Annotated in this window: 18 protein-coding genes; 5 read left to right on the forward strand and 13 right to left on the reverse strand. The window is 68.9% G+C overall.

What is annotated here, in order from left to right:
- The first annotated feature begins 43 nt into the window (after positions 1-43).
- Genes stf0 through cysC form a run of 3 tightly spaced genes read left to right on the forward strand, consistent with a single transcriptional unit; the run spans position 44 to position 3,656 of the window.
- Positions 44-844, forward strand: a complete 801-nt coding sequence (gene stf0 / locus ACAG24_RS11790; protein ID WP_370473248.1) for a trehalose 2-sulfotransferase — start codon at positions 44-46, stop codon at positions 842-844.
- The gene (gene cysD, locus ACAG24_RS11795) at positions 841-1,791 is read left to right on the forward strand and encodes a sulfate adenylyltransferase subunit CysD (RefSeq protein ID WP_370473249.1); all 951 of its coding nucleotides are present in this window, start codon (positions 841-843) and stop codon (positions 1,789-1,791) included. Before stf0 ends, cysD begins: the two co-directional genes overlap by 4 nt.
- Positions 1,791-3,656, forward strand: a complete 1,866-nt coding sequence (gene cysC / locus ACAG24_RS11800; protein ID WP_370473250.1) for a sulfate adenylyltransferase subunit CysN — start codon at positions 1,791-1,793, stop codon at positions 3,654-3,656. The genes cysD and cysC overlap by 1 nt, the downstream gene beginning before the upstream one ends.
- A 1-nt stretch (position 3,657) precedes the next feature.
- Here the strand turns inward: cysC and ACAG24_RS11805 are convergent, their stop codons facing one another.
- Together ACAG24_RS11805 and ACAG24_RS11810 are read right to left on the reverse strand one after the other, a co-directional pair.
- Positions 3,658-4,422 (reverse strand): trans-aconitate 2-methyltransferase, encoded by a 765-nt coding sequence (locus ACAG24_RS11805; RefSeq protein WP_370473251.1) that lies wholly within the window; start codon positions 4,420-4,422, stop codon positions 3,658-3,660.
- Between the two features lie 12 nt (positions 4,423-4,434).
- On the reverse strand, positions 4,435-4,764 hold the full coding sequence (locus ACAG24_RS11810; protein WP_370473252.1) for an ArsR/SmtB family transcription factor: 330 nt from the start codon (positions 4,762-4,764) through the stop codon (positions 4,435-4,437).
- Between the two features lie 90 nt (positions 4,765-4,854).
- Between ACAG24_RS11810 and ACAG24_RS11815 the strand changes: the two genes are divergently transcribed.
- Both ACAG24_RS11815 and ACAG24_RS11820 read left to right on the forward strand, forming a co-directional pair.
- The gene (locus ACAG24_RS11815) at positions 4,855-6,792 is read left to right on the forward strand and encodes a heavy metal translocating P-type ATPase (RefSeq protein ID WP_370473253.1); all 1,938 of its coding nucleotides are present in this window, start codon (positions 4,855-4,857) and stop codon (positions 6,790-6,792) included.
- A 1-nt stretch (position 6,793) separates the two neighbouring features.
- Positions 6,794-7,999, forward strand: coding sequence for an alpha/beta hydrolase family protein (locus ACAG24_RS11820; protein WP_370473254.1), 1,206 nt, complete (start codon positions 6,794-6,796; stop codon positions 7,997-7,999).
- Here the strand turns inward: ACAG24_RS11820 and eccE are convergent.
- Genes eccE through eccA form a run of 11 tightly spaced genes read right to left on the reverse strand, consistent with a single transcriptional unit; the run spans position 7,986 to position 22,453 of the window.
- The gene (gene eccE / locus ACAG24_RS11825; RefSeq protein WP_370473255.1) at positions 7,986-8,900 is read right to left on the reverse strand and encodes a type VII secretion protein EccE; all 915 of its coding nucleotides are present in this window, start codon (positions 8,898-8,900) and stop codon (positions 7,986-7,988) included. The two genes, ACAG24_RS11820 and eccE, sit on opposite strands and share 14 nt — an antisense overlap.
- Positions 8,897-10,258 carry a type VII secretion-associated serine protease mycosin gene (mycP, locus tag ACAG24_RS11830; protein WP_370473256.1) on the reverse strand — a complete coding sequence of 454 codons (1,362 nt, stop codon included), beginning with the start codon at positions 10,256-10,258 and terminating at the stop codon, positions 8,897-8,899. The genes eccE and mycP overlap by 4 nt, the downstream gene beginning before the upstream one ends.
- Positions 10,259-10,261: 3 nt before the next feature.
- Positions 10,262-11,722 (reverse strand): type VII secretion integral membrane protein EccD, encoded by a 1,461-nt coding sequence (gene eccD / locus ACAG24_RS11835; RefSeq protein ID WP_370473257.1) that lies wholly within the window; start codon positions 11,720-11,722, stop codon positions 10,262-10,264.
- A complete protein-coding gene (locus ACAG24_RS11840; RefSeq protein ID WP_370473258.1) occupies positions 11,704-12,576 on the reverse strand; it encodes an ESX secretion-associated protein EspG in 873 nt (290 codons plus the stop codon). The genes eccD and ACAG24_RS11840 overlap by 19 nt, the downstream gene beginning before the upstream one ends.
- A 9-nt stretch (positions 12,577-12,585) precedes the next feature.
- Positions 12,586-12,873: a WXG100 family type VII secretion target gene (locus tag ACAG24_RS11845; protein ID WP_370473259.1), complete on the reverse strand. Its 288-nt coding sequence runs from the start codon at positions 12,871-12,873 to the stop codon at positions 12,586-12,588.
- A gap of 14 nt (positions 12,874-12,887) precedes the next feature.
- Entirely contained in the window at positions 12,888-13,181 is a 294-nt protein-coding gene (locus tag ACAG24_RS11850; protein ID WP_370473260.1) for a type VII secretion protein EsxS, read from the reverse strand.
- A complete protein-coding gene (locus ACAG24_RS11855; protein ID WP_370473261.1) occupies positions 13,178-14,752 on the reverse strand; it encodes a PPE family protein in 1,575 nt (524 codons plus the stop codon). The genes ACAG24_RS11850 and ACAG24_RS11855 overlap by 4 nt, the downstream gene beginning before the upstream one ends.
- Positions 14,753-15,064, reverse strand: a complete 312-nt coding sequence (locus tag ACAG24_RS11860; RefSeq protein ID WP_370473262.1) for a PE family protein — start codon at positions 15,062-15,064, stop codon at positions 14,753-14,755.
- A complete protein-coding gene (eccCa, locus tag ACAG24_RS11865) occupies positions 15,064-19,101 on the reverse strand; it encodes a type VII secretion protein EccCa (RefSeq protein ID WP_370473263.1) in 4,038 nt (1,345 codons plus the stop codon). The genes ACAG24_RS11860 and eccCa overlap by 1 nt, the downstream gene beginning before the upstream one ends.
- Positions 19,098-20,627 (reverse strand): type VII secretion protein EccB, encoded by a 1,530-nt coding sequence (eccB, locus tag ACAG24_RS11870; protein ID WP_370473264.1) that lies wholly within the window; start codon positions 20,625-20,627, stop codon positions 19,098-19,100. Before eccB ends, eccCa begins: the two co-directional genes overlap by 4 nt.
- The gene (gene eccA / locus ACAG24_RS11875; RefSeq protein WP_370473265.1) at positions 20,624-22,453 is read right to left on the reverse strand and encodes a type VII secretion AAA-ATPase EccA; all 1,830 of its coding nucleotides are present in this window, start codon (positions 22,451-22,453) and stop codon (positions 20,624-20,626) included. The genes eccB and eccA overlap by 4 nt, the downstream gene beginning before the upstream one ends.
- Positions 22,454-22,571: the final 118 nt, after the last annotated feature.

Consider the following 22,571-nt stretch of genomic DNA (forward strand, 5'->3'; position numbering starts at 1 on the left):
CCCGGTGGTGCCACCACGAAAAATTGCGGTTAAGCTCTCGCGCATGACCAGCCCGACGGCGTACCTGGTGCTCGCCTCCCAGCGCAGCGGCAGCACGTTGCTGGTCGAGTCGCTGAGGGCGACCGGCGTTGCCGGCGAGCCGGGTGAGTTCTTCCAATACCTGCCGACCACCAGCCAGTCTCCGCAGCCGAGGCAATGGTTCGAGGGTGTGGAGGACGAGTCCATCCTGCGACTGCTCGATCCCCTCGACGAAGGCAAGCCGGACCTGGCTCCGCCGGAGATATGGCGGGACTACATCCGCACCGTGGGCCGCACCCCGAACGGGATCTGGGGCGGCAAGCTCATGTGGAATCAGACCCCGCTGCTGCTCGCGCGTTCCGAAGGCCTGCCCGACCGGTCGGGCACCGGGCTGCTGTCGGCGATCCGCGACGTCATCGGCAGCGATCCCGTGCTGATCTACGTCCACCGCCCCGATGTTGTGTCGCAGGCTGTTTCGTTCTGGCGGGCAGTACAGACACGGGTGTGGCGCGGACGGCCCGACCCGGTCAGAGACGCACGGGCCGAATACCACGCAGGAGCCATCGCGCATGTCGTGACCATGCTGCGCGCCCAGGACGAGGGTTGGCGCAGCTGGTTCGCCGAGGAGGACGTACAACCCATGGACGTTCCGTATCCGGTGTTGTGGCGCAACCTCACCCAGGTCGTCGCTTCCGTCCTGGAGCAGCTCGGTCAGGATCCCCGGCTGGCGCCCGCCCCCGTGCTGGAGCGTCAGGCCGATCAGCGGTCCGACGAGTGGGCAGACCGCTACCGTGCCGACGCCGAGAGGGAGGGCCTGCCGACATGACCGCCACGACGTACGACACCGTGCACGTCGACGAGCTGCGGCTGCTGGAAGCCGAAGCGGTGCACATCATCCGCGAGGTCGTCGCCGAGCTCGAACGACCCGTCCTGCTGTTCTCCGCGGGCAAGGACTCGATCGTGCTGCTTCGCCTGGCGGAGAAAGCGTTTCGGCGCGAGGGCGAGCGAAGCGACGGGAAGAGGAACAGCCCGCTGCCGTTCCCGGTCATGCATGTCGACACCGGGCACAACTTTCCCGAGGTCATCGAGTTCCGCGATCGCAGGGTGACGTGGGAAGGCCACAAGCTGATCGTCGCGTCGGTCCAGGAGACGATCGACTCGGGTCGGGTCGCCGACCCCGGACCCGGAGCGTCCCGCAACCGGCAGCAGACACGCACCCTGTTGGACGCGCTGGAGGCCGGCCGGTTCGACGCCGCGTTCGGTGGCGCCCGCCGCGACGAGGAGCGCGCCCGCGCCAAGGAACGCATCCTGAGCTTCCGCGACGAGTTCGGCCAGTGGGATCCGCGGGCGCAGCGGCCCGAGCCGTGGACGCTCTACAACGGCCGGATCCGCCGGGGTGAGCAGGTTCGGGTCTTCCCGTTGAGCAACTGGACCGAACTCGACATCTGGCGCTACATCCAGCTGGAACGCCTTGAGCTGCCGTCGATCTACTTCGCCCACGAGCGTGAGGTCTTCGAGCGGGACGGAATCCTGCTCGCGGTCTCCGAGTACGCCCAGCCGGGCGACGGCGAGACCTCGGCCGTCGAATGGGTGCGCTACCGCACCGTCGGGGACCTGACCATCACCGGTGCCGTGCGCTCGAAGGCGACGACGATCGACGGGGTGATCGCCGAGATCTCCGCGGCCACAGTGTCGGAACGTGGTGAGACGCGCGCCGACGATCGGACGTCGGCGGCGGCGATGGAAGACCGTAAGCGCGAGGGGTATTTCTGATGGGCGCCACGAGACAGCTGTTGCGGATCACCACCGCTGGGTCGGTCGACGACGGCAAGAGCACGCTCATCGGGCGCCTGTTGCACGACACCGACAGCCTGCCCCTCGATCATCTGGAGGCGGTGACCGACGAGGAGGGTGTCGCCGACCTCGCTGCGCTGTCCGACGGTCTGCGCGCCGAACGCGAGCAGGGCATCACCATCGATGTGGCCTACCGGTTCTTCTCGACGCAGACTCGCAGCTACATCCTGACCGACACCCCGGGTCATGAGCGGTACACCCGCAACATGTTCACCGGCGCCTCCAACGCCCATGTCGCGGTGCTGCTCGTCGATGCGCGCGCGGGTGTTCTCCGCCAAACCAATCGGCACGCCAGGATCGCGAAGTTGTTGGGCATCAAGCACTTTGTGGCCGCGGTCAACAAGATCGACCTGGTGGACTTCGATCAGGGCCGCTTCAGCGAGGTCGAAGCGCAGCTGCACCAGGTGGCCGCGCGGCTCGGCGGCGCCGACATCACCGTCATCCCCGTCGCGGCCAAGCTCGGCGACAACGTCGTACACCGGTCCGCCAACACCCCGTGGTACGACGGCCCCGCCCTGCTGGAGTATCTGGAGTCCGTCGAACTGACGGCCCCGCACGCAGAAGCGCGAAGTCTGCGGCTTCCGGTGCAGTGGGTGTCCCGCCCGAGCCCGCAGCAGCGCCGCCGCTACACAGGCCGCCTGGCGGCGGGCACCCTCAGTGTCGGCGACACCGTCGTCAGCCTCCCGGCGGGCACCCGGTCCACCGTCACAGCCGTCGACACCCTCGACGACGACCGGCCGATCGCCGTTGCGCCGCTGTCGGTCTCGATCGAACTGGCCGACGACATCGACGTGGGCCGAGGTGACGTGTTCGTCAGCGGAGACGACGACGCCGTGCTGCCGGTGCTGGCCCGCGAGATCGACGCGACGGTGTGCTGGTTCCGCGACACCCCGTTGCGCGCCGGTGACCGGCTCGCGCTCAAGCAGGGCACGCGGACGGTCCGGGCGACCGTGCAGGGACTGCACTCGCGGCTGGATCCCGAAACCCTCGACGAGATCGACAATCCCGTCGAACTGGTGCTCAACGACATCGGCTCGGTCACGCTGCGTACCAGTTCGATCGTGGTCGCCGACCCGTACACCGAGAACCGCGACAGCGGCGCGTTCATCCTGATCGACGAGTCCTCCAACGACACGGTCGGGGCCGGCACCATCGTCGAGGCCCGAGAAGTCAAGCCCGGCGAGCAGACCCGCAACGACATCCGTTGGCATCCCTCGTCTCTGGAGCGCGACTACCGGAAGTCGGCAACGGGGCAGAAGGGCGCGACGATCTGGTTCACCGGCCTGCCGGCATCGGGCAAATCGACCGTCGCGGTCGCGGTCGAGCGCGCGCTGGTCGATTCGGGGCAGGTCGCCTATCTGCTCGACGGCGACAACATCCGCCACGGCCTGTCCGACGATCTCGGCTTCTCGGCGGGTGACCGCGCCGAGAACATCCGTCGAGTAGGGCATCTCACGCGGTTGTTCGCCGACGCGGGCGTGGTCGCGCTGGCCTCACTGGTGTCCCCGCTGAAATCAGACCGCGAGATCGCACGCGCCCTCAACGATGCGGCGAAGCTGCCCTTCATCGAGGTGTATGTGGCGACACCGCGCGACGAGTGCGAGAAGCGCGATCCGAAGGGCCTCTACGCCAGGGCCCGGGCGGGTGAGCTCAAAGGACTCACGGGCGTCGACGCACCCTACGAACCGCCGGAGAATGCCGACCTGGTGCTGGACACCACGGGCGCCGACATCGATCAGCTCGTCGCGCAGGTGATCGCGCTGCTCGACGAGCGCCGGGGCTGATCTATTTCACCTGCGCCACAACGAAGATCCGCCGGAATGGGAAAAACGTGGTGCCGTCGGCACGCTTCGGATAGGCCGCGTCCAACAGAGGGATCAGTTCCGCCTTGAACTGCTCCCACTGCGCGTCGCTCAGGCTTGCGCGCACCGGGCGAAGCGCCGTGCCATGGATCCATTCCAGCACGGGGTTCTCGCCGGTGAGTTCGTGCACGTAGGTGGTCTCCCACGCGTCGGCCGTGCACCCGGCGTCGGTCATCAGCTCTGCGTATCCCGCGGCCGGGCGGGTGACCTCGGACTTCTCGAAGGGGTAGTCGCGCAACAGTTCCGACCATTCGGGTCGCCGCACCAGTGCGCGCACCGACTGGTGTGAGGGGGCATCGAAGTTGCCCGGCACCTGGAACGCGATCCACGAACCCGCGGCCAGTTGCCCGGCCCAGCGGACCAGCAGCTCGGGATGCTCGGGCACCCAGTGCAGCGTGGCATTGCTGACGACGATGTCGGTGTCGGGTGCGGGCGTCCAGTCGCGCACATCCCCGATCCTCGCGTCCAGACCCCGTTCTCGCGCGGCTTCCACCATCTCCGGCGAGGAGTCCCACGCCTCGATGACGGCGCCGGGCCAGCGGGCGGTCAGCGTCTCGGTGAGATTGCCGGGACCGCAGCCGAGGTCGACGATGCGGCGCGGCTCGCGCGCGCCGACCCGCGCCATCAGGTCGTAGAACGGCCTGCCCCGGTGATCGGCGTACGTGAGGTAGACGTCCGGATTCCACATGACGCCAGTCTGTCACCGGGCTTTGGCGACCTCGGCGGTCGTGCCGAACAGCGCCTGGCTGAGGACGCGCAGGACGTCGTCGTCGGCGGCCGAGTAGTAGACGAACGTTCCTTCGCGGCGGCCTTTCACGAGCCCGGCGAGCCGCATCTTGGCCAGGTGCTGGCTGACGACCGCAGGCGCAACGTCGGCGAGCTCCGCCAGGCACGCCACCGACGTCTCGCCCTGCAGCAGCGCCCACAGCACCTTGATCCGGGTCGGGTCGCTGAGCATCCGGAACGCCTCGGCTGCCCGGCCGACCTGTTCCTCGCTCGGCATCGCGAAGCCGGGGATCGACGTGTGCACGGGGCGAGCATACTCCCGATACTGCTGGTCAGTTGTTTATCTGGACATGCACTTGCGAATATGCACGAGCATGCAGATAGGGTGGCCGTCATGACGTGCACCACTACGGATCCCACCCACCACGCGCCGGCGCCACCGCACGTCGGGGCAGGCGCGTGGACGCTCCCCGAGGTCCGCTGGGCACTGGTCGCGGTGGGGTTCTTCGCGCTCGGCGCGCTCGCACAGGTGACCGGCCAGCCTGCGTGGCATTTCTGGGCGTTCTACCTCGCGTGTTACATCAGCGGCGGGTGGGAGCCGGGGCTGGCCGGGGTGAAGGCGCTGCGGCAGCGGACCCTCGATGTGGATCTGCTGATGGTCGCCGCCGCGATCGGCGCCGCCGCGATCGGTCAGGTCTTCGACGGCGCTCTGCTCATCGTCATCTTCGCCACGTCCGGTGCTCTGGAAGCGGTCGCCACCAAACGCACCGAGGACTCCGTGCGCGGTCTGTTCGATCTGGCGCCGCCCACCGCGACGACGCTGAACGCCGACGGTGGCGAACAGATCGTCGACACCGCCGCCCTCGACGTGGGCGACGTGTTGGTGATCCGACCCGGCGAGCGGATCGGTGGCGACGGCGTGGTGCTCGACGGGGCGAGTGAAGTGGATCAGGCCACGATCACCGGGGAGCCGCTGCCCGTCGACAAGACGGCCGGCGACGACGTGTTCGCGGGCACCGTGAACGGCACTGGCACGCTTCGGGTTCGGGTCACACGGCCCGCGGCCGACACCGTCATCGCGCGGATCTCGGCGATGGTCACCGAGGCCGGGGCGAGCAAGGCTCGCACGCAGCTGTTCATCGAGAAGGTGGAGCAGCGCTACTCCGTCGGCATGGTGGTCGCGACCGTCGCGCTGTTCGGGGTCCCCCTCATGCTCGGCGAGAGTCTGCAATCATCGCTGCTGCGGGCGATGACGTTCATGATCGTCGCGTCACCGTGCGCGCTCGTGCTGTCGACGATGCCGCCGCTATTGGCCGCGATCGCCAATGCCGGCCGCCACGGCGTGCTGATCAAGTCCGCTGTCGTTCTGGAGAAGCTGTCCACCGTCAGCCAGGTCGCGCTCGACAAGACGGGCACGCTGACCGAGGGGACGCCTCGCGTCACCGAGATCCGGCCGCTGGCAAGCGGATCCGAAGACGAGCTGCTGTCGGTGGCCGCCGCCGCCGAGACTCCGTCCGAACACCCCCTGGCCCGCGCCATCGTGGCGACGGCCCGCGACCGCGGCCTTGCGGTATCTGCGGCCACCCACTTCTCGTCGACCCCCGGCCGCGGGGTCACCGCCGAGGTCGACGGCGACCGTGTCGAGGTGGGCAGTCCCGGACTCGCCGACGGTGCGGTCGACGCCATGCGCGTCGCCGACGCCATCGAGCGGCGCGGCGACACCGCTGTCGTGGTGCGGGTCGACGGACGCACCGCGGGCGTCCTGGGTCTCGCCGACAGCCCGAGGGACGGCGCCGCGGCTGCCGTCGCGCAGCTGACCGAACTCACCGGCAGCCCGCCGGTGTTGCTCACCGGGGACAACGAACGCGCCGCGGCGCGACTCGCCGACGAACTCGGGATCGGTGAGGTCCGCGCCGGTCTCCTCCCCGAGGACAAGGTCGCCGCCGTGCGGACGCTCGAAGCCGACGGGGCGCGGGTGATGCTCGTCGGGGACGGCGTCAACGACGCGCCCGCGATGGCCACGGCGCACGTGTCCGTCGCGATGGGCCGCACCGGTTCTGATCTGGCGCTCAACACCGCCGATGCGGTGATCACCCGCGACGACCTGGCCACCCTGCCTGCCGTGGTCGCCCTCGCCCGCCGCGCCCGCCGCGTCGTCGTGGCGAACCTCGTCATCGCCGCCACGTTCATCGTCGTGCTGGTCACCTGGGATCTGGTCGGCCATCTGCCGCTGCCGCTGGGGGTCGCCGGGCACGAGGGTTCCACCGTTCTGGTGGGACTCAACGGATTGCGACTTCTGCGAGAAGGGGCCTGGCGCAAGACGCCGCGTTAGCATGCGAGGCGTGGAGCCCGACAGTCTGCCCGTCGAAGAGTTGCCCATTCCGGTTCCGGATGTTCCCGGCGCCGACGCGACTGCACGGGGGCTCCCGCGCCGGGTGGATCTGACCCTCCGGCAGCGGATGATCGTCGATTCGTCGGCGATCGCCGATCTCGCACTACGGACGTCGATCGCGTCGCTTCTGAGCGCCACGATGGTGCCGTCGATCGCGGGGGCTCTGCGCCGGTCCGAAGCCGTTGCCGAGCAGAAGCAGCTGAGGTTTTATGCCGAGCTGGCCGCGGCCAAGGATCCGCAGGTGTCCTTCCCTTCGCCCCAGGAGTTGCCGCGGGTGTCGTCGCGACCCGCCAACCCGGTCGCCGAGTGGGTGGCGAAGGGCAACGTCAGCAACATCCGCTTCCGGAGCAACTTCCAGGCCGTCAACCCGGACATGCGCGATCAATGCGCGGGCTTCGTTCGCAACAACGTCGTGCACGCCCAGCACTGGCGCCACGACGACGGGCCGCGGCCCACGCTGTGTCTCATTCACGGCTTCATGGGCTCGGCATACCTGTTCAACGGGTTGTTCTTCTCGCTGCCGTGGTTCTACCGCTGCGGTTACGACGTCATGCTCTACACGCTGCCGTTCCACGGTCGGCGGGCCGAGAAGTACTCGCCGTTCAGCGGCCACGGCTACTTCGCGCACGGCATGGCCGGTTTCGCGGAGGCGATGGCCCAGGCGGTGCACGACTTCCGGTCGCTGCTCGACTATCTGGAGTACACCGGTGTGGACCGGATCGCGCTGACCGGGATGTCGCTGGGTGGATACACCTCGGCACTGATCGCCAGCGTCGACGACCGAATTCAGGCGGTCATCCCGAACGTTCCCGTCGTCACGCCCGACCGCACCGTCGACGAGTGGTTTCCCGCCAACAAGGTTGTGGCGCTTCGGGACTGGATCGCCGGCACCGACACGGAGCTGGTCGAGGCGGCCACGATGTACTCGTCACCGCTGAACTACCGGCCGCTACCGGCCAAAGACAGACGGCTCATCATCGCGGGCCTCGGTGACCGGCTGGCGCCACCGGAGCAGGCCGAGATGTTGTGGGAGCACTGGGATCGCTGCACGTTCCACTGGTTCCCTGGCAACCATGTGCTGCATGTCAGCCAGCCGGATTACCTGCGTCGTATGACGCGATTCCTGGCGCCGTTCATGTTCGACTGAGTACCGCACCTGTCGGCCATCGCAGCTGCGCCAGCGCCTGCTCGTCGATGCGCGCGGGTTGGGCGGACAGCCGTCGGTCGGACGCCGGAGCCAGTGCCGACAGCGCCGCGCGGTGGCGGCCGCGTTCAGGGGTGAGCTTGGGCAGCGGCGCCGACCCCTTCGGCCGCTCGCTGGTGCGGAGCGCACATGCCGCGGCCACCTCGGGTTGCGTTCGGCTGCCGGTGAATTCGACGGCGGTCCAGACTTCGTTGGCTCCGGAGGCCCGTGCGGCGTCCAGGGTTTCGGTCAGCTGGTCGTCGACGTTGACCCGGTAGGCCGCCAGGTGGCCGTCGCCGTCGGCGAGGCCGCGCCAGGTCTCCTTGGGCTTTTCGCCGAACAGGGCGGCGGGGTTCTCGTCCACCGACACCTCCCAGCCCAGCTCGCGCAGGTGGTCGGCCAGTCGCCGCGCCGACAGTTGCGCGGTGTCCTGCAGGGGAAGTCGCGACGATCGCGCCGTCAGGGCCGCGACGTTGTCGGCCGCTCCGAGCGTCAGTGCGATCCACGTGGTTCGTGCACCCCCGATGTCGCGGCTGAGCACCCGGACCTTGTCGAAGCTGATGCCGTAGCGATCCAGGTAACCGGCCACGAGCGTCAACGGCAGCTCGGCGGTCTCGCCGGGCTCCACGCGCAGCGCCACGGTGGCGTACTCGCCGGGCCGGGCGCCCGCGCCGGTGCGGCCTGCCAGCATCGCGATGCGGCGCCCGATCATCGTGGTCATGAAAAGCCCACGCCACCAGGCGAAGAGGATCACCACGGCCGCAACGGCGGCACCGAGCAGCCAGCGATCCGCGGTCGTCTGCCACGGATAGGCCATCGCCGCGGGCACGACGAACAGCGCAGCCAGAGTCAGGCGGACGATCATGACGAACTGTCCTTTCGTTTCGCGTTCACCACGAACGCAGCAAGTACCAGCAGCGCCAACGCGCCGACCCCGGCGAACGCGACCACCCGTGGCAGCGGATCGTCGGGCGCGGGCACAGCCGGCGCGGCGACCTGCTTCACGGCGGCGGGGTCGACGTCGGCGTCGACGGGCACATTCCAGGTCAGGGCGGCGACCGGATCGATCGTGCCCGCACCCACCAGATTCGACGGCGAGCGCGCTGCGGTGTGCGCGGTGCCGGTCAGACGGTCGACCACCGCCTGCGCGGTCATCGCGGGAAATCGGCTGCGCACCAATGCCGCAACTCCGGAGACATAGGCCGTCGCGTAGCCGGTGCCGCTGATGGGGTCCATCTGCTGCTCGTTGTTGAGCATGCCGTTGGCGAGGCCGCCCGCCTCGTCATTGCTCACCGACGTGATGTTCTCGCCGGGGGCGGCGATTCCGACCCAGGGGCCTGCCATCGTGTACGGCGAGGGCTGCCCGGTGGATCCCAGCGAACCGACGGACAACACGTACTGCTGCCACCATGCCGGAATCGACAGTGCGGTGACGCCGTTCCAGTTGCGCGGGTCGGCGGGCAGCGCGGGGTCGGACAGCGGGTTGGTTGTGCAGCCGGTACCGGTGTCGCCTGCGGCGGCCACGATCACGACGTTCTTCTCGACGGCGGCGTAGCGCAGGGCCGCACCGAGTTCGTTCTGATCGACCTCGAGGCCGGCCGGAATACAGGTCACCGAGGAGATGGAGATGACGCGGGCGCCCATGTCGGCCGCGCGAACGACGGCGCGGGCCAGGGTCTGAGTGTCCACGGTCGCGCGCGTGAGGACGGGATCCTCGCCGGAGTCGCGCGGGGTGTAGCGGGGTGAGCTCTGCCGGATCGCGAGGATGCGCGCGGCCGGCGCGACACCTGAGAAGCCGTCTGTCCCGGGCTGTCCCGCGATCAGACCCGCCACCAGTGTGCCGTGCCCGTCGCAGTCGGTGAGCCCGTCGCCGGCCTCGAGGTAGTCGCCCCCTGCCTCGACGTTGGGCAGGCGCGGCCCCGGCTTCACGCCGGTGTCGATGACCGCGACCAGCTGGCCCTCTCCCTTGCTGTGGGTCCACGCCTCGGACAGGCCCAGCGACACCTGGATCGGGCTGACCGCCGCGGGGTCGGAGCCCGGGATGACGCCACTGGTGACACACGGGTTGCGTTGTGCCATGGCCTGGACGGGTCCCGCGCTGCCTGCCGGTGGCGTGGCTGCGGGTTCGACTTCGGGCGGGGGAATCGCGCCCGCCGACGCTCCGCTCATCACGAAGACACCGGCCGTCACCGCGAGCACGGCGAACACGCGCTCAAACTTCATGCGTCAGAACCCGTTCAGGACCCAGGTGAACAGGCCGACCAGGTAGGCCATCACCGGGATCACCGACGCGTCGAGTCCCGCGGCGACGAACCCGAGCAGGCGGCGCATGGGCAACGAGTACGTATCGGGCTGTGCGACGCGCGGATTCAGCGCCACGATGGCCCACGCCACCACCAGCACAGCCAGCACGGCCAACGTGACCCATGCCGCGGAGTACTGTCCCGATAACGCGAACAGTCCCAGAAGCACGACGGTGAGCAGGTAGGGGTGGGTCAGCAGCCATGCCTTGCAGGTGGCGGAATCCCACACCCGAGCCCGCAGGGCGGCGGCGATCGCGGTGGCGGCGACCAGATACCACGTCCACGGCGACACCGTGCCGTCACCGGTGATCGAAGGCCACAGCACGACCACCGAACCGGTGACGGCCAACAGCACACCCGCGGCGATGAAACCGGTCTGATGCGCGTCGCCGGCACGGATCCGACGGGGCAGGTCTTCGAGCACCCGCAGGGGCGGGGCCGACGGCGTCGGGTCTCCCGGGGCCGGGATCACCGGGACGGGAAGGCGCGCACACATCGCCGACAGCTGAGCCGCCTGCACGGTGATCAGCAGAGCCACCAGAATCAGTGCGCTGCCGATGCTCACCGGATCCAGCGTCCACAGCGTCGCAGCGGCGGCGGCCAGCGCGACACCGACCGCGCTCGCCGCGGCGGCGGTGAACAGCGCGATCGCACGCTCCCCGACGGTGATGCTGATGATCGACCACGCCGCGACCCCCGCGGCGCCAAGGAGTACACCCGACGAACCGAACTCGCCGGGCACTGCGAGCGCGAAGGCTGCGGCGACCGAGGGCAGTGCGGCCGCGGCGAGCGCAGTCGCCAGCCGTGGCGAGCCCGCCCTGGCCAGAAGCGCCCCGAGCACCGCGGCGACAGCGACGCCGCTGACCGCGAACAGCCCGAACATCGAATCGGTGGCGAGCCGGTGGGCGACGGCCAGCGCGGTCGCGGCGAGGATCAGGCCGATGACGGCCAGCGTCGCCCCCCGCTGGATCTGCGTTGTGCCCCAAGGCCGTTCACGCTCGGCCGAGAAGATCATCGCGGCATCGGCGATGTCCTCGACGATGCGCGGAGCGGGCGGCCCGGCAGGTATCGGCTGCAGTGCGAGGAGATCGCCGTCGACGACACCGACCGTGTTCAGTGTCGCATCCAGGCTGAAGGGCGCCCCGCCGATCGGCGCGAGACTCACGAGCTCAGCCGCGCCGGCCGTTTCATCCGAGGGCGCGACGATGCGCTGCACCGCGGGGATGATCTCCCGCAGAGGGAGCTGCGCAGGCAACGCGATCTCGGTGAGCCGGCCGCTGCCGTCGGGCTCGCCGTCGGTTTCCGTCGCGGTGAGCACGGCGACGCGCACGATCGGCATCACCGCACCGAACGCGTTGTTGGTTCTCAGAGCAGACTCTGGCATCTATCTTCTTCTCTCTCAGCAGTACGTTCGTCGAAGTCTCGGGTCAGCGCATGGTTGGGAAACCATGGGCCGTCGGGCAGTGCGGCGCTGAGGCGCTCGACCGCCGCTGCTATCGCCGGCGCGGTCCCCGGGGCGAAGGTGGAGATCCACTCTCCGTCGAATGCCTTGGATGGACTCACCAGAACCCGACCGAGTTCGGTGTCCACGATGCTGACGCCGACATCGGTGCTCACCCGATGCCCGTCGCGGTGCTCGCCGGCCACGATCTCGACGTAAGTCCGGGGCTGCTCGAACGCCGCCACCACGACGGGGCGCGCGCCGGCCGGGATTCCCAGGTAGTCGAGGAGCTCGTGAACCGCAGCGCCGGTGCGGATCTGGTGGTCGGCTTTGGCGCCGACCCGCGCGGGCAGCGAGAACCCTTCGAATCTGGCCGGCGCGCGTCCGGACAGCCCGACCGTCAGCGCCGGCACCAGGGCCTGGGGATGGTCGATGTCCATCGCGGTGAAGGTGATCAGTCCCCCGCTGCGCAGCGCCACGACCGTGCCCGACCCGTCACGCGCGACGATGCCGCGCAACATCGCGCCGCGTGCACCCACGAATCGCAGCTCGAGCCATTGCGTGGGCCTGCATACCTTCCGGATCCATTGAGCCACCGAAGGATCGATGACCCGGTCCGCGGTCAGCACCCCGGCGCGGGTCAACCGCTCGACCTGGTTCCGCTCGAAAGCCCCACGCTGCGACAGGTCGCTGTAGGCGGGCGTGACCGCCAGCACCCACGGATACGACCCCGCGCCGAGGATGTCGGCGAGAAACCAGGCCGAGTCGGCGTTCAGCTCGACTGCATTAGCGCGCACTGATACCTGTCAGCCCCACTTGGCGCCTTCGGCCTGGTCGCGCGCGGCCATCGACGTGGTGTTCATCTCGTGCGTGCTCGCCATGGCGCGGTAGGCCCGCACCAGTTCCTCCATGCTGGTGTTCCACTGCGCCTGCCAGGCCTGGTAGGTCATACCGGTCTCGCCCTGCCAGGCGCTCCTGAGCGCGGCCTGCTCGGCGGCGATGTCGGCACCGATGGCCTGCAATGCCCCTGCGTACGAAGCCATTTCACCCGCGTGGTTGAGCATCGCCGGGTAGTTGTACATGATCTGCGACATACGAGTTGTTCCGATCAGACGACGGGGTAGTTGCTGGCGGCGGTGGCATCCTCGGCGACGTACGAGCCCGCGGCGTCACCGACGTTGGCCTGCGCGATGTCGAGCAGCGCGTTGATCTTCGCCGAAACCTCGACGAAGCGGGCGTGCGCGGCCTGGAACGCGCCTGCCGACTCGCCCATGTGGAAGGCCTGCGCGGACTGCGCAGCACCCTCGGCCTGGGCGATGGTGCTCCGCATCAGTGCCGCTTTGGCGCCGAACGCCGCCTCCGAGGCGACCATCTGCGGAATATGAGCATCCAAGAGGCTCATGGGTTTTCCTCTCTGTTGTGGTGGTTCTCTCGATCATCTGGTTCTTCTGAGGAATCCCATGAACCCGGCAGCATGGGCTCCTTGGGTCCCCCGCCGAATGTGCCGCCGGCCAACGTGGCCAGGCCGGCGGCCTCCTCGGTGTCCTTCGAGACGGTTCCGGAGAATCCCATGGGCCCGGCACCGCGAGCGGATGCGGTGACGCGGGGCTCGGGCGCCGCGACGGGCGGTCCCTGGTCGGGCTCTTCGTAATCCATGTAGGCGTCGGCGTAGCCGCGGCCCTTGATCTCGTCCTTCTGACGGCGACGGCGCTTGCGTCGTTCCGCTGCCGAGGCGGCCACGCCCGACGCCGCGGCGGGAATGCCCGACGCGGGCGCCTTCGCGCTCGTCGTGTCGCGCACCGTCGGCGAGAAGCCCTCGCCGGGATCGCGGCCCGCGATGACGTAAGGCACGAACGGCGCGGCGGCGGTCGCGGCCGTCCCCGACGCAGGCGCCGTCCCGGTGCTGACGGTGCTCGGCGAAACGGGGGCCGTGCCGGGGGCAGGCGGCGCGGACATCACAGGAGGCGGGTTGGACTGCTCGGCGCGGGTGGGCGCGGGTCGTTCCGCGGCGGGCTCCTCGGCAGGCTCTTCAGCGGGCGGGGTGTTGAAGAGCTCGAGCAGGCGCTCCAGCACGCCCGCGACGATCGCGAGCGTGGTGATCAGCAGCGGCAGCAGGAACAGCGACGGGTAGAGGATCGAGGCGCCGACCCAGGAGACGACCTGGTACACGACGGCGAACAGGAAAGGCCCCCATGTGATCAGGGCTTGGAAAGGGTTCGTCAGGAAGTCGGTGATCAGCTGGATTGTGTTGCCGATCGGATCCATCAAGAACCTGATGATCGGCTCGAACAGGAAGCGCAGGATCTCGCCGTAGAACCTCAGCAGGTCCTCGATGATCCCCGAAACACTCAGTGCCGAACCGGCATCGGCGGCCATCGGCTGCGCGGCCAGCGCGGAGGAGTCGGCGGCTGCCCTGCCTGCTTCCCCGACTCCGGGCTTCAGCACGAAGGGAGCCGGGGTCGACGCGGGCGTCGCGGCGAGCGCCGCCCCGGACACGGCCTGATAGGTCGCCATCGCGGTGGCGGCCTGGATCCACATCCGCACGTAGTCGGCTTCGTTCAGTGCGATCGGGATCGTGTTGATACCGAGGAAGTTCGTGCCGACGAGGACGGCGTGGGTGGTGTGATTGAGAGCGAGTTCCGGCATGGACGGGATCGTGGCCAGCGCGGTGGAGTAGGCGGCTGCCGCCGTCTCGTGCTGAACTGCCGCAGCTGCGCTGTTGGCGCTCTGCTGGGCCAGCCACGTCAGGTACGGGGTGTGTGCGGCGACGTACTGTTCCGAGCTCGGGCCCTCCCACGCGCCCGACTGCACGCCGGCCAGGATCGTGGTGAGTTCAGCTGCCGCGGTGGCGTATTCCGCGCTGAGACCTTGCCAGGCGGCCGCTGCGGCCAGCAGCGACCCGGGGCCGGGGCCGCTGCTGATCAACGCCGAGTGCACCTCGGGCGGCAGCGCCATCCAGACGGGGGCTGTCATCTAAACCCCGCGGGCGATCAGGTAGGTCGACGCGGCCATCGCGTCGCCGCCGGCGTAGCTGGCGGCGGATTCGGCGACACCGAGCCCGGAACGGCCCAATTCCTGGACGCCCTGGGCCACCGCCGCCTGGTGCTGCGAACCGCTGGCGCTGAAACCGGTTGCGGTCTGTAGCGATACCGCGTCGGCGGCGGGTGGCAGGACGGCGGTCACCGCGGGGGCAGCCGCCGCGTGGGCAGCGGCCATCTTCGCGGTGAGCGCTTCTACGGCGGCGCTGGCCGCCGTCAGACCTTCGGGAACTACTCGCAGTGTCATCAGCTGTATTCCTTTCCACTGGGTCCGGATTGCGCGGTCGCCCCTTCGTCGGCGAGGGGGTTGACGAGTTGGACGAACGCGGGGGTGTCCGTGTCGTCGAGCAGCATGGCCCGGCCTGCAGGAAGTCTGCTGAACCGGTGGCCTCGAATCTTGCCGCTGTCCTGTGGATTTCCCGACAGCAGCAGCGTGGTCGCCTGCAGGTCGTTGAGCCGCCGCAGCAGCGGCGCCGTCATGACGGCGTGCGCCGAGCCTGCCGCGCGGGCGGTGACGATCACCCGCAGGCCGAGTTCGGACGCCTGGGCCAGTAACCCGATCACCGATGTCCACGGCCGTTGCCCCGCGAAGGGACCGCTCATCGCGGGACCGTCGGGGATCTGGTCGACGTCGTCGATGATCAGGTAGTGCAGATGGTTGCCGGCGCCATCTCCATTGCCATTGCCGTTAATGCCGCCGTTGCGGTACGTCCACCCGCTGAGTTCCTGCGGGCTCAGACCCGCTGGCGGACGGCGCTTGTCGAGCAGCGAGGACAGGCCGAGCATGGCGGGCAGAATCCGGTCGACGTTGGGCGTGTACTCGTTGTCGGGGAAGATCGGCTCGTCGACGAGCTGCAGCCGCCGGTCGATCACCGTGAACGCGACCTGGTCGCTCCGCGAGTTTTCCCGGATGGTGCGGATCAGGTGACGCAGCAGCGTCGTCTTACCGGTCTTGGTGTCGCCCAACACCATCATCAGCGGATTGTCGGCGAAGTCGACCGCGACGGGCGCGAGGTCCTCTTCGCGCTGGCCGACGACCACACGCTCGGGGGCCGGGTACAGCGACCCGAGCGCCCTCGGCGAGAGGTTGGTCGGCAGAAGCCGGACCGGCGGTGCGCTCTGCCCGGGGTACCGGGCGTTGAGCGCCGGAATCGAATCCACAGCGGGGCGCGCGAACAGGAAGTGCTCGGCGTCCATCGTGAGGCCGCGTCCCGGCTGGTCGGCTGGAACACTTTCCGCGGGCCGGCGCAGCGCTGTGTTGTTTCCGTGGGCGACGCGCACATTGCTGTCGTGGGCATCGTGCAGTCGCAGTTCCAGCCGCAGCCCGAGCCCGTCGCGCATCGCGAGCGGCACCTCGAGCCAGTTCGGGGTCGTGATGACGACGTGGATGCCGTAGGGCATTCCGGTGTTGGCCAGCTCGGTCACTTTGGACAGCAGCGGGTTTCGCGTGTTGAAAGTGTCGGTGTTGTCCCTGCTGAACGCGTACAGGTTGTCGACGATGAGGAAGACCTCGCCGTAGCCGTCCTGGTATCCGGAGCCGCTGTCGCTGTTCCCGGTCGCCGCTCCGTGGCGCTGGCGGGCCCGCAGCAGCTGTTCGAGTTCACCGAACGTACGCCGAATCCGTTCCGGCTCCAGCGGTGAGGCCACACTGCCGACGTGCGCGAGACCGTCGAGCGCGCGCAGCTGGCCGCCGCCGTAGTCCAGGCAGTAGAACGTGATGTCGCCGGGAGCGTGCAGCGCCGCTGCCGACAGCACGAAAGTTTGTAGCGCCGTGGACTTTCCGGACTTCGGACCGCCGTGGATGACCATGTTGGCGGCCGCGGACGTCGCGTCGAAGATCAGCGGGTCGCGGCGCATGTCGAAGGGCCGGTCGATCTCACCGAGCGGCCACCGCCACTGGCGTGGCGAGACACCGGAATTCTCGAGCACCTTGCGCAGCGGGATCGGCTCGTCGAGCGGCTGCAGCCACAGCCGGGGCGCGCGGGGTCCGTACTGCGCGAGCTGGTCGCCGATCGTGGCGATCAGCTTGCGGGGCGGCAGCACCTCGACATCGGCTCCGTCGTCGACGATGACCGTGTCGGGCTCGGGGTCGACCCAGCCGGCGTTGAACAGCTGAGGCTTGGGAATCGCATGCACCACAATCGATGTGTCGACGCGCGGCGGTTCGTAGATCCCGTCGACGTAGGTGCTGCGGAACTTGACCGGCAGGGCGCCCGGCGCGGGGACCAGGAAGCCGACGCCTTTGTGGTCGCGGCCCGATTCGATGTGGTACGCGTCCTCGACGCCGATGATCTGGCGGGACACGCTGGGGCTCGCGACCTTGAGGCCGATCCGGTACGAGGTGTTCTTGTCGATGTCCTTGATCCGGCCGACGTCGAGCGTCTGAGACGCGAACAGGATGTGGATGCGGAACGAGCGGCCCTTGCGCGCAACATAGTCGAACAGGTCGGCGTACTCGGGGTGCTCTGCCAGCATCAGGGTGAACTCGTCGGCCACGACCAGCAGGGTCGGGATCGGCGGTAGGTCGGCGGCATCTCCTGCCCCGGAAAGCCGGGCGTTCTCGTATTCGGTGACCGAGTTGAACGCGCTGCCCTGCACGCGCCGCCCGCTCTCCTTGAGCAGCTGTTCGCGGCGTGCGACCTCGCCGCGAAGGGTGTCGGCGAATCGGTCGGCCAGCGAACGCTTTTCGGCCATGTTCGAGATGACGGCGACAACCTGCGGGAAGTTCCGGAAGATGTCGGCGCCCGCCTCGCCCTTGAAGTCGGCGTAGATGACGATCAGCCGGTCGGCGGAATGAGTTGTCAGCAACGACAACAGGATCGACATCAGCGTCTGCGACTTACCCGAGCCCGTCATGCCGATCATCAGTCCGTGCGGTCCCATGCCGCCTTCGGCTTCGTCCTTGAGGTCGAAGATCAGCGGCTCGCCCGTCGACGTCACACCGATCGGAACCCGCAGCTCGTCGTCTCGGTTGCGCGGCGCCCACAGTGCGGCGACGTCGAGCGCCGATGCGTCGGGGATGCCCAGCAGCGTGGTGAACGTCGCCCCGCTGGTGGTCGTGGACCGGCCGTGGCTCGGATTGGAGTCCCACCGCGACAGCCGGCGCGCGATGTGCCGGGCGTCGGCGGACCCGAGCCGGTCGGCCTTGTCGATGTAGGCGGCCCAGCTTCCGTTCTGCCAGCGCTCGATCCGGCCGCCCGCAATCCGCAGGATCGGTCGTTCGGGGTCCGAATACTGCTCGCGGTGCGGTTCGCGCATCGAGCGATGGATCAAAGTCACGTCCGCCACGCCGCGGCCGACGAAGTCGTCGGGGTCGGCGTCGGGATCGTCGACCACGATGAGCAGGTGCTTGGCGCTGGTCGCGCCGTCCCCGGTGAAGGCGCCCCGCTCGGCCAGTGCAGGCGCGAGCATCCTGCGCAGCTCCGCCGCGTCGGAAGCCAGGTAGCGCGCCGGACCGACACCGTCGACACGACCTGGCACGTCGACGTGGGGCAGCCACTTCAGCCACGACCACGAGGTGGTTTCCAACCCTGCTCCGGCATAGGCGATTCCGAGTACCGACGGGTCGTGCCACGTCACTGCCTGAGCGATCCACGCGCGCAGCGCCCCGGTGACCTCGCTGTCGTCACCGAGCAGAGTCACGCGCGACACCCGGGTCAGCTCGATGCCCGCGGGGGCGTTGTGCAGGGTGCGCTGGGTGTCGAGCAGGCCGCGCAGCGTCGTGTGCGACACCGGCTCCAGGTCGACTTCGTCGGCGGTGTCCTTCACGCGCAGCGTGGCGCCGAGCGCCTGATCCTGCAGACCGGCACGCAGCACCAGGAAGTCGGCGTCGTGCGGATCGCGTTCCCACTGCCTGCGGGTGCCCGGAATACTCCCCAGCGCAGCCGGTTCGGGGTGCGACCAGTCGAGGGCGGCGCGCTGCTCGTCGGCATGGGCCCGCACGTTGTCCCGGACGACCGACAGGTACCGGAGATAGTCGGCGCGCTCGGCGTCGACCTCCTCGGTGCGCATCTTGTTGTCGCTGCCCCGATAGAGGGCGGTGGCCGCCAGTAGCAGCACGAAGGGGAAGAACAAGGTGGTCGGCGAGATGAGCCGCAGGCCCGTCGCAACGAGCGCGACGATCATCCCGACGATGAGGATGACGATCAGGTACGGCAGCGCGCGGCGCAGCAGCGACGGCGGGACCACCCGGGGAAGTTCGGGCGGCGGCTCGATGGTGATGGTGCCCTTGCGAACCACCGGTGCGGGAACCCGCCTGCGGTGTTCGAAGATCAGCCTGCTCATGGGTTCTCCAAAGGAGTGAGTTGCTCCACTCGAGCCGGCGCGGGGTTGGGCGCCAGCGTGTCGTGGGCCAGCAACGCGTCGCTGCGCGACAGCGTGGGACCCGCGGCGAACTGGGACAGCACCGACCACGGGATCGGCAGCGGTGCGGAGGTGAGGCCGAGCACCTCTGCCGTCTCGCCTGAATCGATGCCGTAGCGAACGCCGATGTCGCTCACCCAGAACAGCGATCCGCTGCTGTCGACGAAGTAGCCGGTACCAGGGGGCAGTGCGACCTGGTTGGCGGGTCCGCCCGGGGTGCCGGCGCTGACGAGCGCGACGGTACGCAGCCCTTCGGCGATCGGCAGAGCGGCTCCTGAGAGGAGGGTCAGGGAACTGGTCTGTGCGCCTTCGGGTTCCGCCCACGCGGCGCAGATGACCGGTTCGGTCGCGGTGTCGACAAGGGTGACACGCTCTGCCGGGTACGCATCGGTGTCGATCTCGGAGGCCTCCGGGGTGCGGGCGACGACGTCGGCCTCCAGTCGCGGCGGCTGCGCCAGGCCCCAGGAATTGTTGTTACGCAGAATGGCCGCGACGACCGGCGAAATCGGCTGCAGGCCTTCCATCAGCACGACGTAGTGCCTCAGCGTGTCGGCCGAGCCGTTGGTGTCGTAGGCGACGACCACCGAACCCACCGGGAACGGTTCCGGCAGGCCGAGATCCGACGGCAAGCCCGCCCCGACGATCGCCGGTGTGACCAGCGCGGACGATTCCGGGATCGCGTTGAACAGACCGGAGGCGATGGGTTGCGGCGCGGCAATGTCCACGCCGATCCCGACACCGCCGGTGACGGCGCGGTCGGCGAGGTCGATGGGACTGCGCCTGCCGTTCCACAGCAGCCAGGTCCTGCCCTCGTTCTCGGTGAGCACCGCGTGCCCTGTTGGAAGTGCCGCTGCGCGCTCGCCACCCTCGGCGGGCGGACCTGCGATCACCGTGACGCCGGTGACGCTTCCGGTCGCCGCGTCGCACACCGTCCAGTGCGCGTCACGGCCCTCGTCGGCCACCATGCGTTCCGGGGCGCCGGGGATACCGAGCATGTTCCCGCGCGGGAACTGGTCGAGTTCACTGCTCTTCACCATCGCCGGGTTGTCGGGCCTGCCCGTGATCAGCCGCGCCGAGGTCAGGTTCAGCACCGGGTGCAGTTGATCGCCCAGCCGGACGTACAGGGCCGCCGTATCACGGTCGGCCAGAACGGAATCGGTGCCCGCATCGCCGGCAGGCCTGATCAGGGAGAACAGGAAGCAGCCAACCAGCCCGGTCACCAGGATCAGCGCGCCGACGAGCACGGAGCGCGATTGTGTGCGCAACGGGTCGACGAGCATCCGGGTGTCGTGCAGGGCGACACCGGAAGCGATGCGGCGCATGACGAATCGCCAGCCGGTGACCTGGTGGCGGGTGACAAAGCCCCGCCGGTATCCGACCCGATCCGGATTCTCGTTGACCGGCGTCCGCGAGGTGAAGGAACGGCGTTCGCCGTCTGGGCCGCTCATTCGGGCACCGACAGGCCGAGGCCACGCAGCTGAGGCGCGACCGAGTTGCCGACGTCACCGGCGGTGATGGTCATCAACTCGTCGTCGGTGAAATCGTCGGATTCCGAATGATCCAGCCGGTATTCGCGCTCCTCTTCGGAACGCTCGACGAGGTTACGGACGAAGCGGCCGTTGCCCGCGATGTCCAGGCTGCGGCGCTCCACACCGTTGGCATCCGGAGTCGAGGACGCCGCCAGGTGCGCGAACAGCTTCTCCATGTCGGAGCGGGCCGCTTCCTCGAAGCGCGAATCGCGCTTTTCGGCCATGCGCGTGGCGATTTCGACGAGCTCTTTCGGTGAGTACGACGGAAAGTCGATGCTGCGGGTGAAGCGGGAGCGCAGACCCTCGTTGGCGTCGAGGAACGCGTCGAGGTCTTTGCGGTAACCGGCCACGATGACGACGAGCCGGTCGCGGTCGTTCTCCATGCGCGCCAGCAGGGTGTCGATCGCGACGAGGCCGAAGTCGTTCTTGGCTCCCGTCGACACCAGCGCGTACGCCTCGTCGAGGAACAGCACCCCGTCGAGCGCGCTGTCGATGATGGCGTTCGTCTTGGCCTCGGTCTCGCCGATGTGCTGACCGATCAGATCGGCGCGGTGCACCTCGCGGACCGTCTCCTTCTTGAGAAGGCCGAGGCCGCAGTAGATCTTGGCGACGACGCGCGCGATCGTCGTCTTGCCGGTACCCGGAGGCCCGGCGAACACCAGGTGATTGGTGCGCTGCGCGACCGTCAGACCGCGCTCCTGGCGCCTGATCGCCATCGCCACCGAACTTTTCAAGCGCGCCACCTGGTACTTGACCTCCTCGAGCCCGATGAACTCGGCGAGTTCGGCTTCGGCCTCGACGAGCAGGTGCGCCTTGCGGTCCTTCGCGCCGGGATCGACGAAATCCGCCTCGCCCGGTTCGGTCTCCGGGTCCCACGGATTGCTTCGCGCCTCGATGCGCGCGGCCGTCGTCGTCGGGATCCCGAAGCTGGTGTCCAACAGCGCTTCTTCGATCTGCGGGTTCTCCGGGTCAGCGGCGTAGAGCTCCTGCAGCAGCTGCTGGGCTTCGTCGTCCTCACCCTGGGCGCGCAGCGCCAGCGCCTTGGCGAGTCCGCCGTCGACGGCGGCGACGGCAACGGGACCCTCGGGACGCTCGAGGTGCGACAGTGCCGGGGCGAACATGCCCAGTCGAGCCAGGGCGATGCCCAGCGTGATGCGGGCGGCATGCGCGGACGTCTCGTCGAGCGTCGGGTCGGTGACCAGAGGCGTCAGCATCCGGACGACGTCGGACCAGCGGGACGTGCGGTAGAAGATCGCCACGCGTACCCAACGGGCGTCCAGCCAGTCGCGGCGCCGAGCGAGAAGGGCGCTGACCAGTTCGTCGGCCTCCTCGTAGCGGTGGGCGTCGGACAGTCGAACGGCGTATGCGAGGGCGAAGTCGTCAGGCGTGGCGGCCCGGAACTGCAGGTACAGGCCGCTGTCATAGGTGAAGCCGAGTGCGCCGGGTGAAAGCTCGATGTGGCGTTGCAGTACGCCCGCGGTGGCCGGCGATGTCTCCCAGATGGCCTCGATCACCTGCGGTGAGACATCGCCGGATGCGGCCAGCCCGATCCATGCGTCGCACTGGTCGTTGGCGATGCGCGTCAGCGCGGCGAAGCCCGAGCGCGCGGCGGTCAGGTCGGCCGGACGCCGACGATCGTGGACGGCGAGTCCGAGCGCGCGACAGCACGTGGCGAAGCGGCTGACCACGTCCTGATCGACGCGGCCCGAAGCGGGCGGGGCCGCGAGGGTGTCACTAATGTCCATGAACTCTGTGTCGCGGGACGGGTCATCTGCCCACTTCTGGACGCCGGCCCCCCGCCATCTCCCTTGCGTGGATTATGTATGGCTAAGCTAACTTCGCGCTGAAGTTAGCATCGCACAG

The sequence above is a fragment of the Mycobacterium bulgaricum genome (genome assembly GCF_041287165.2).
Classification (GTDB): domain Bacteria; phylum Actinomycetota; class Actinomycetes; order Mycobacteriales; family Mycobacteriaceae; genus Mycobacterium; species Mycobacterium bulgaricum.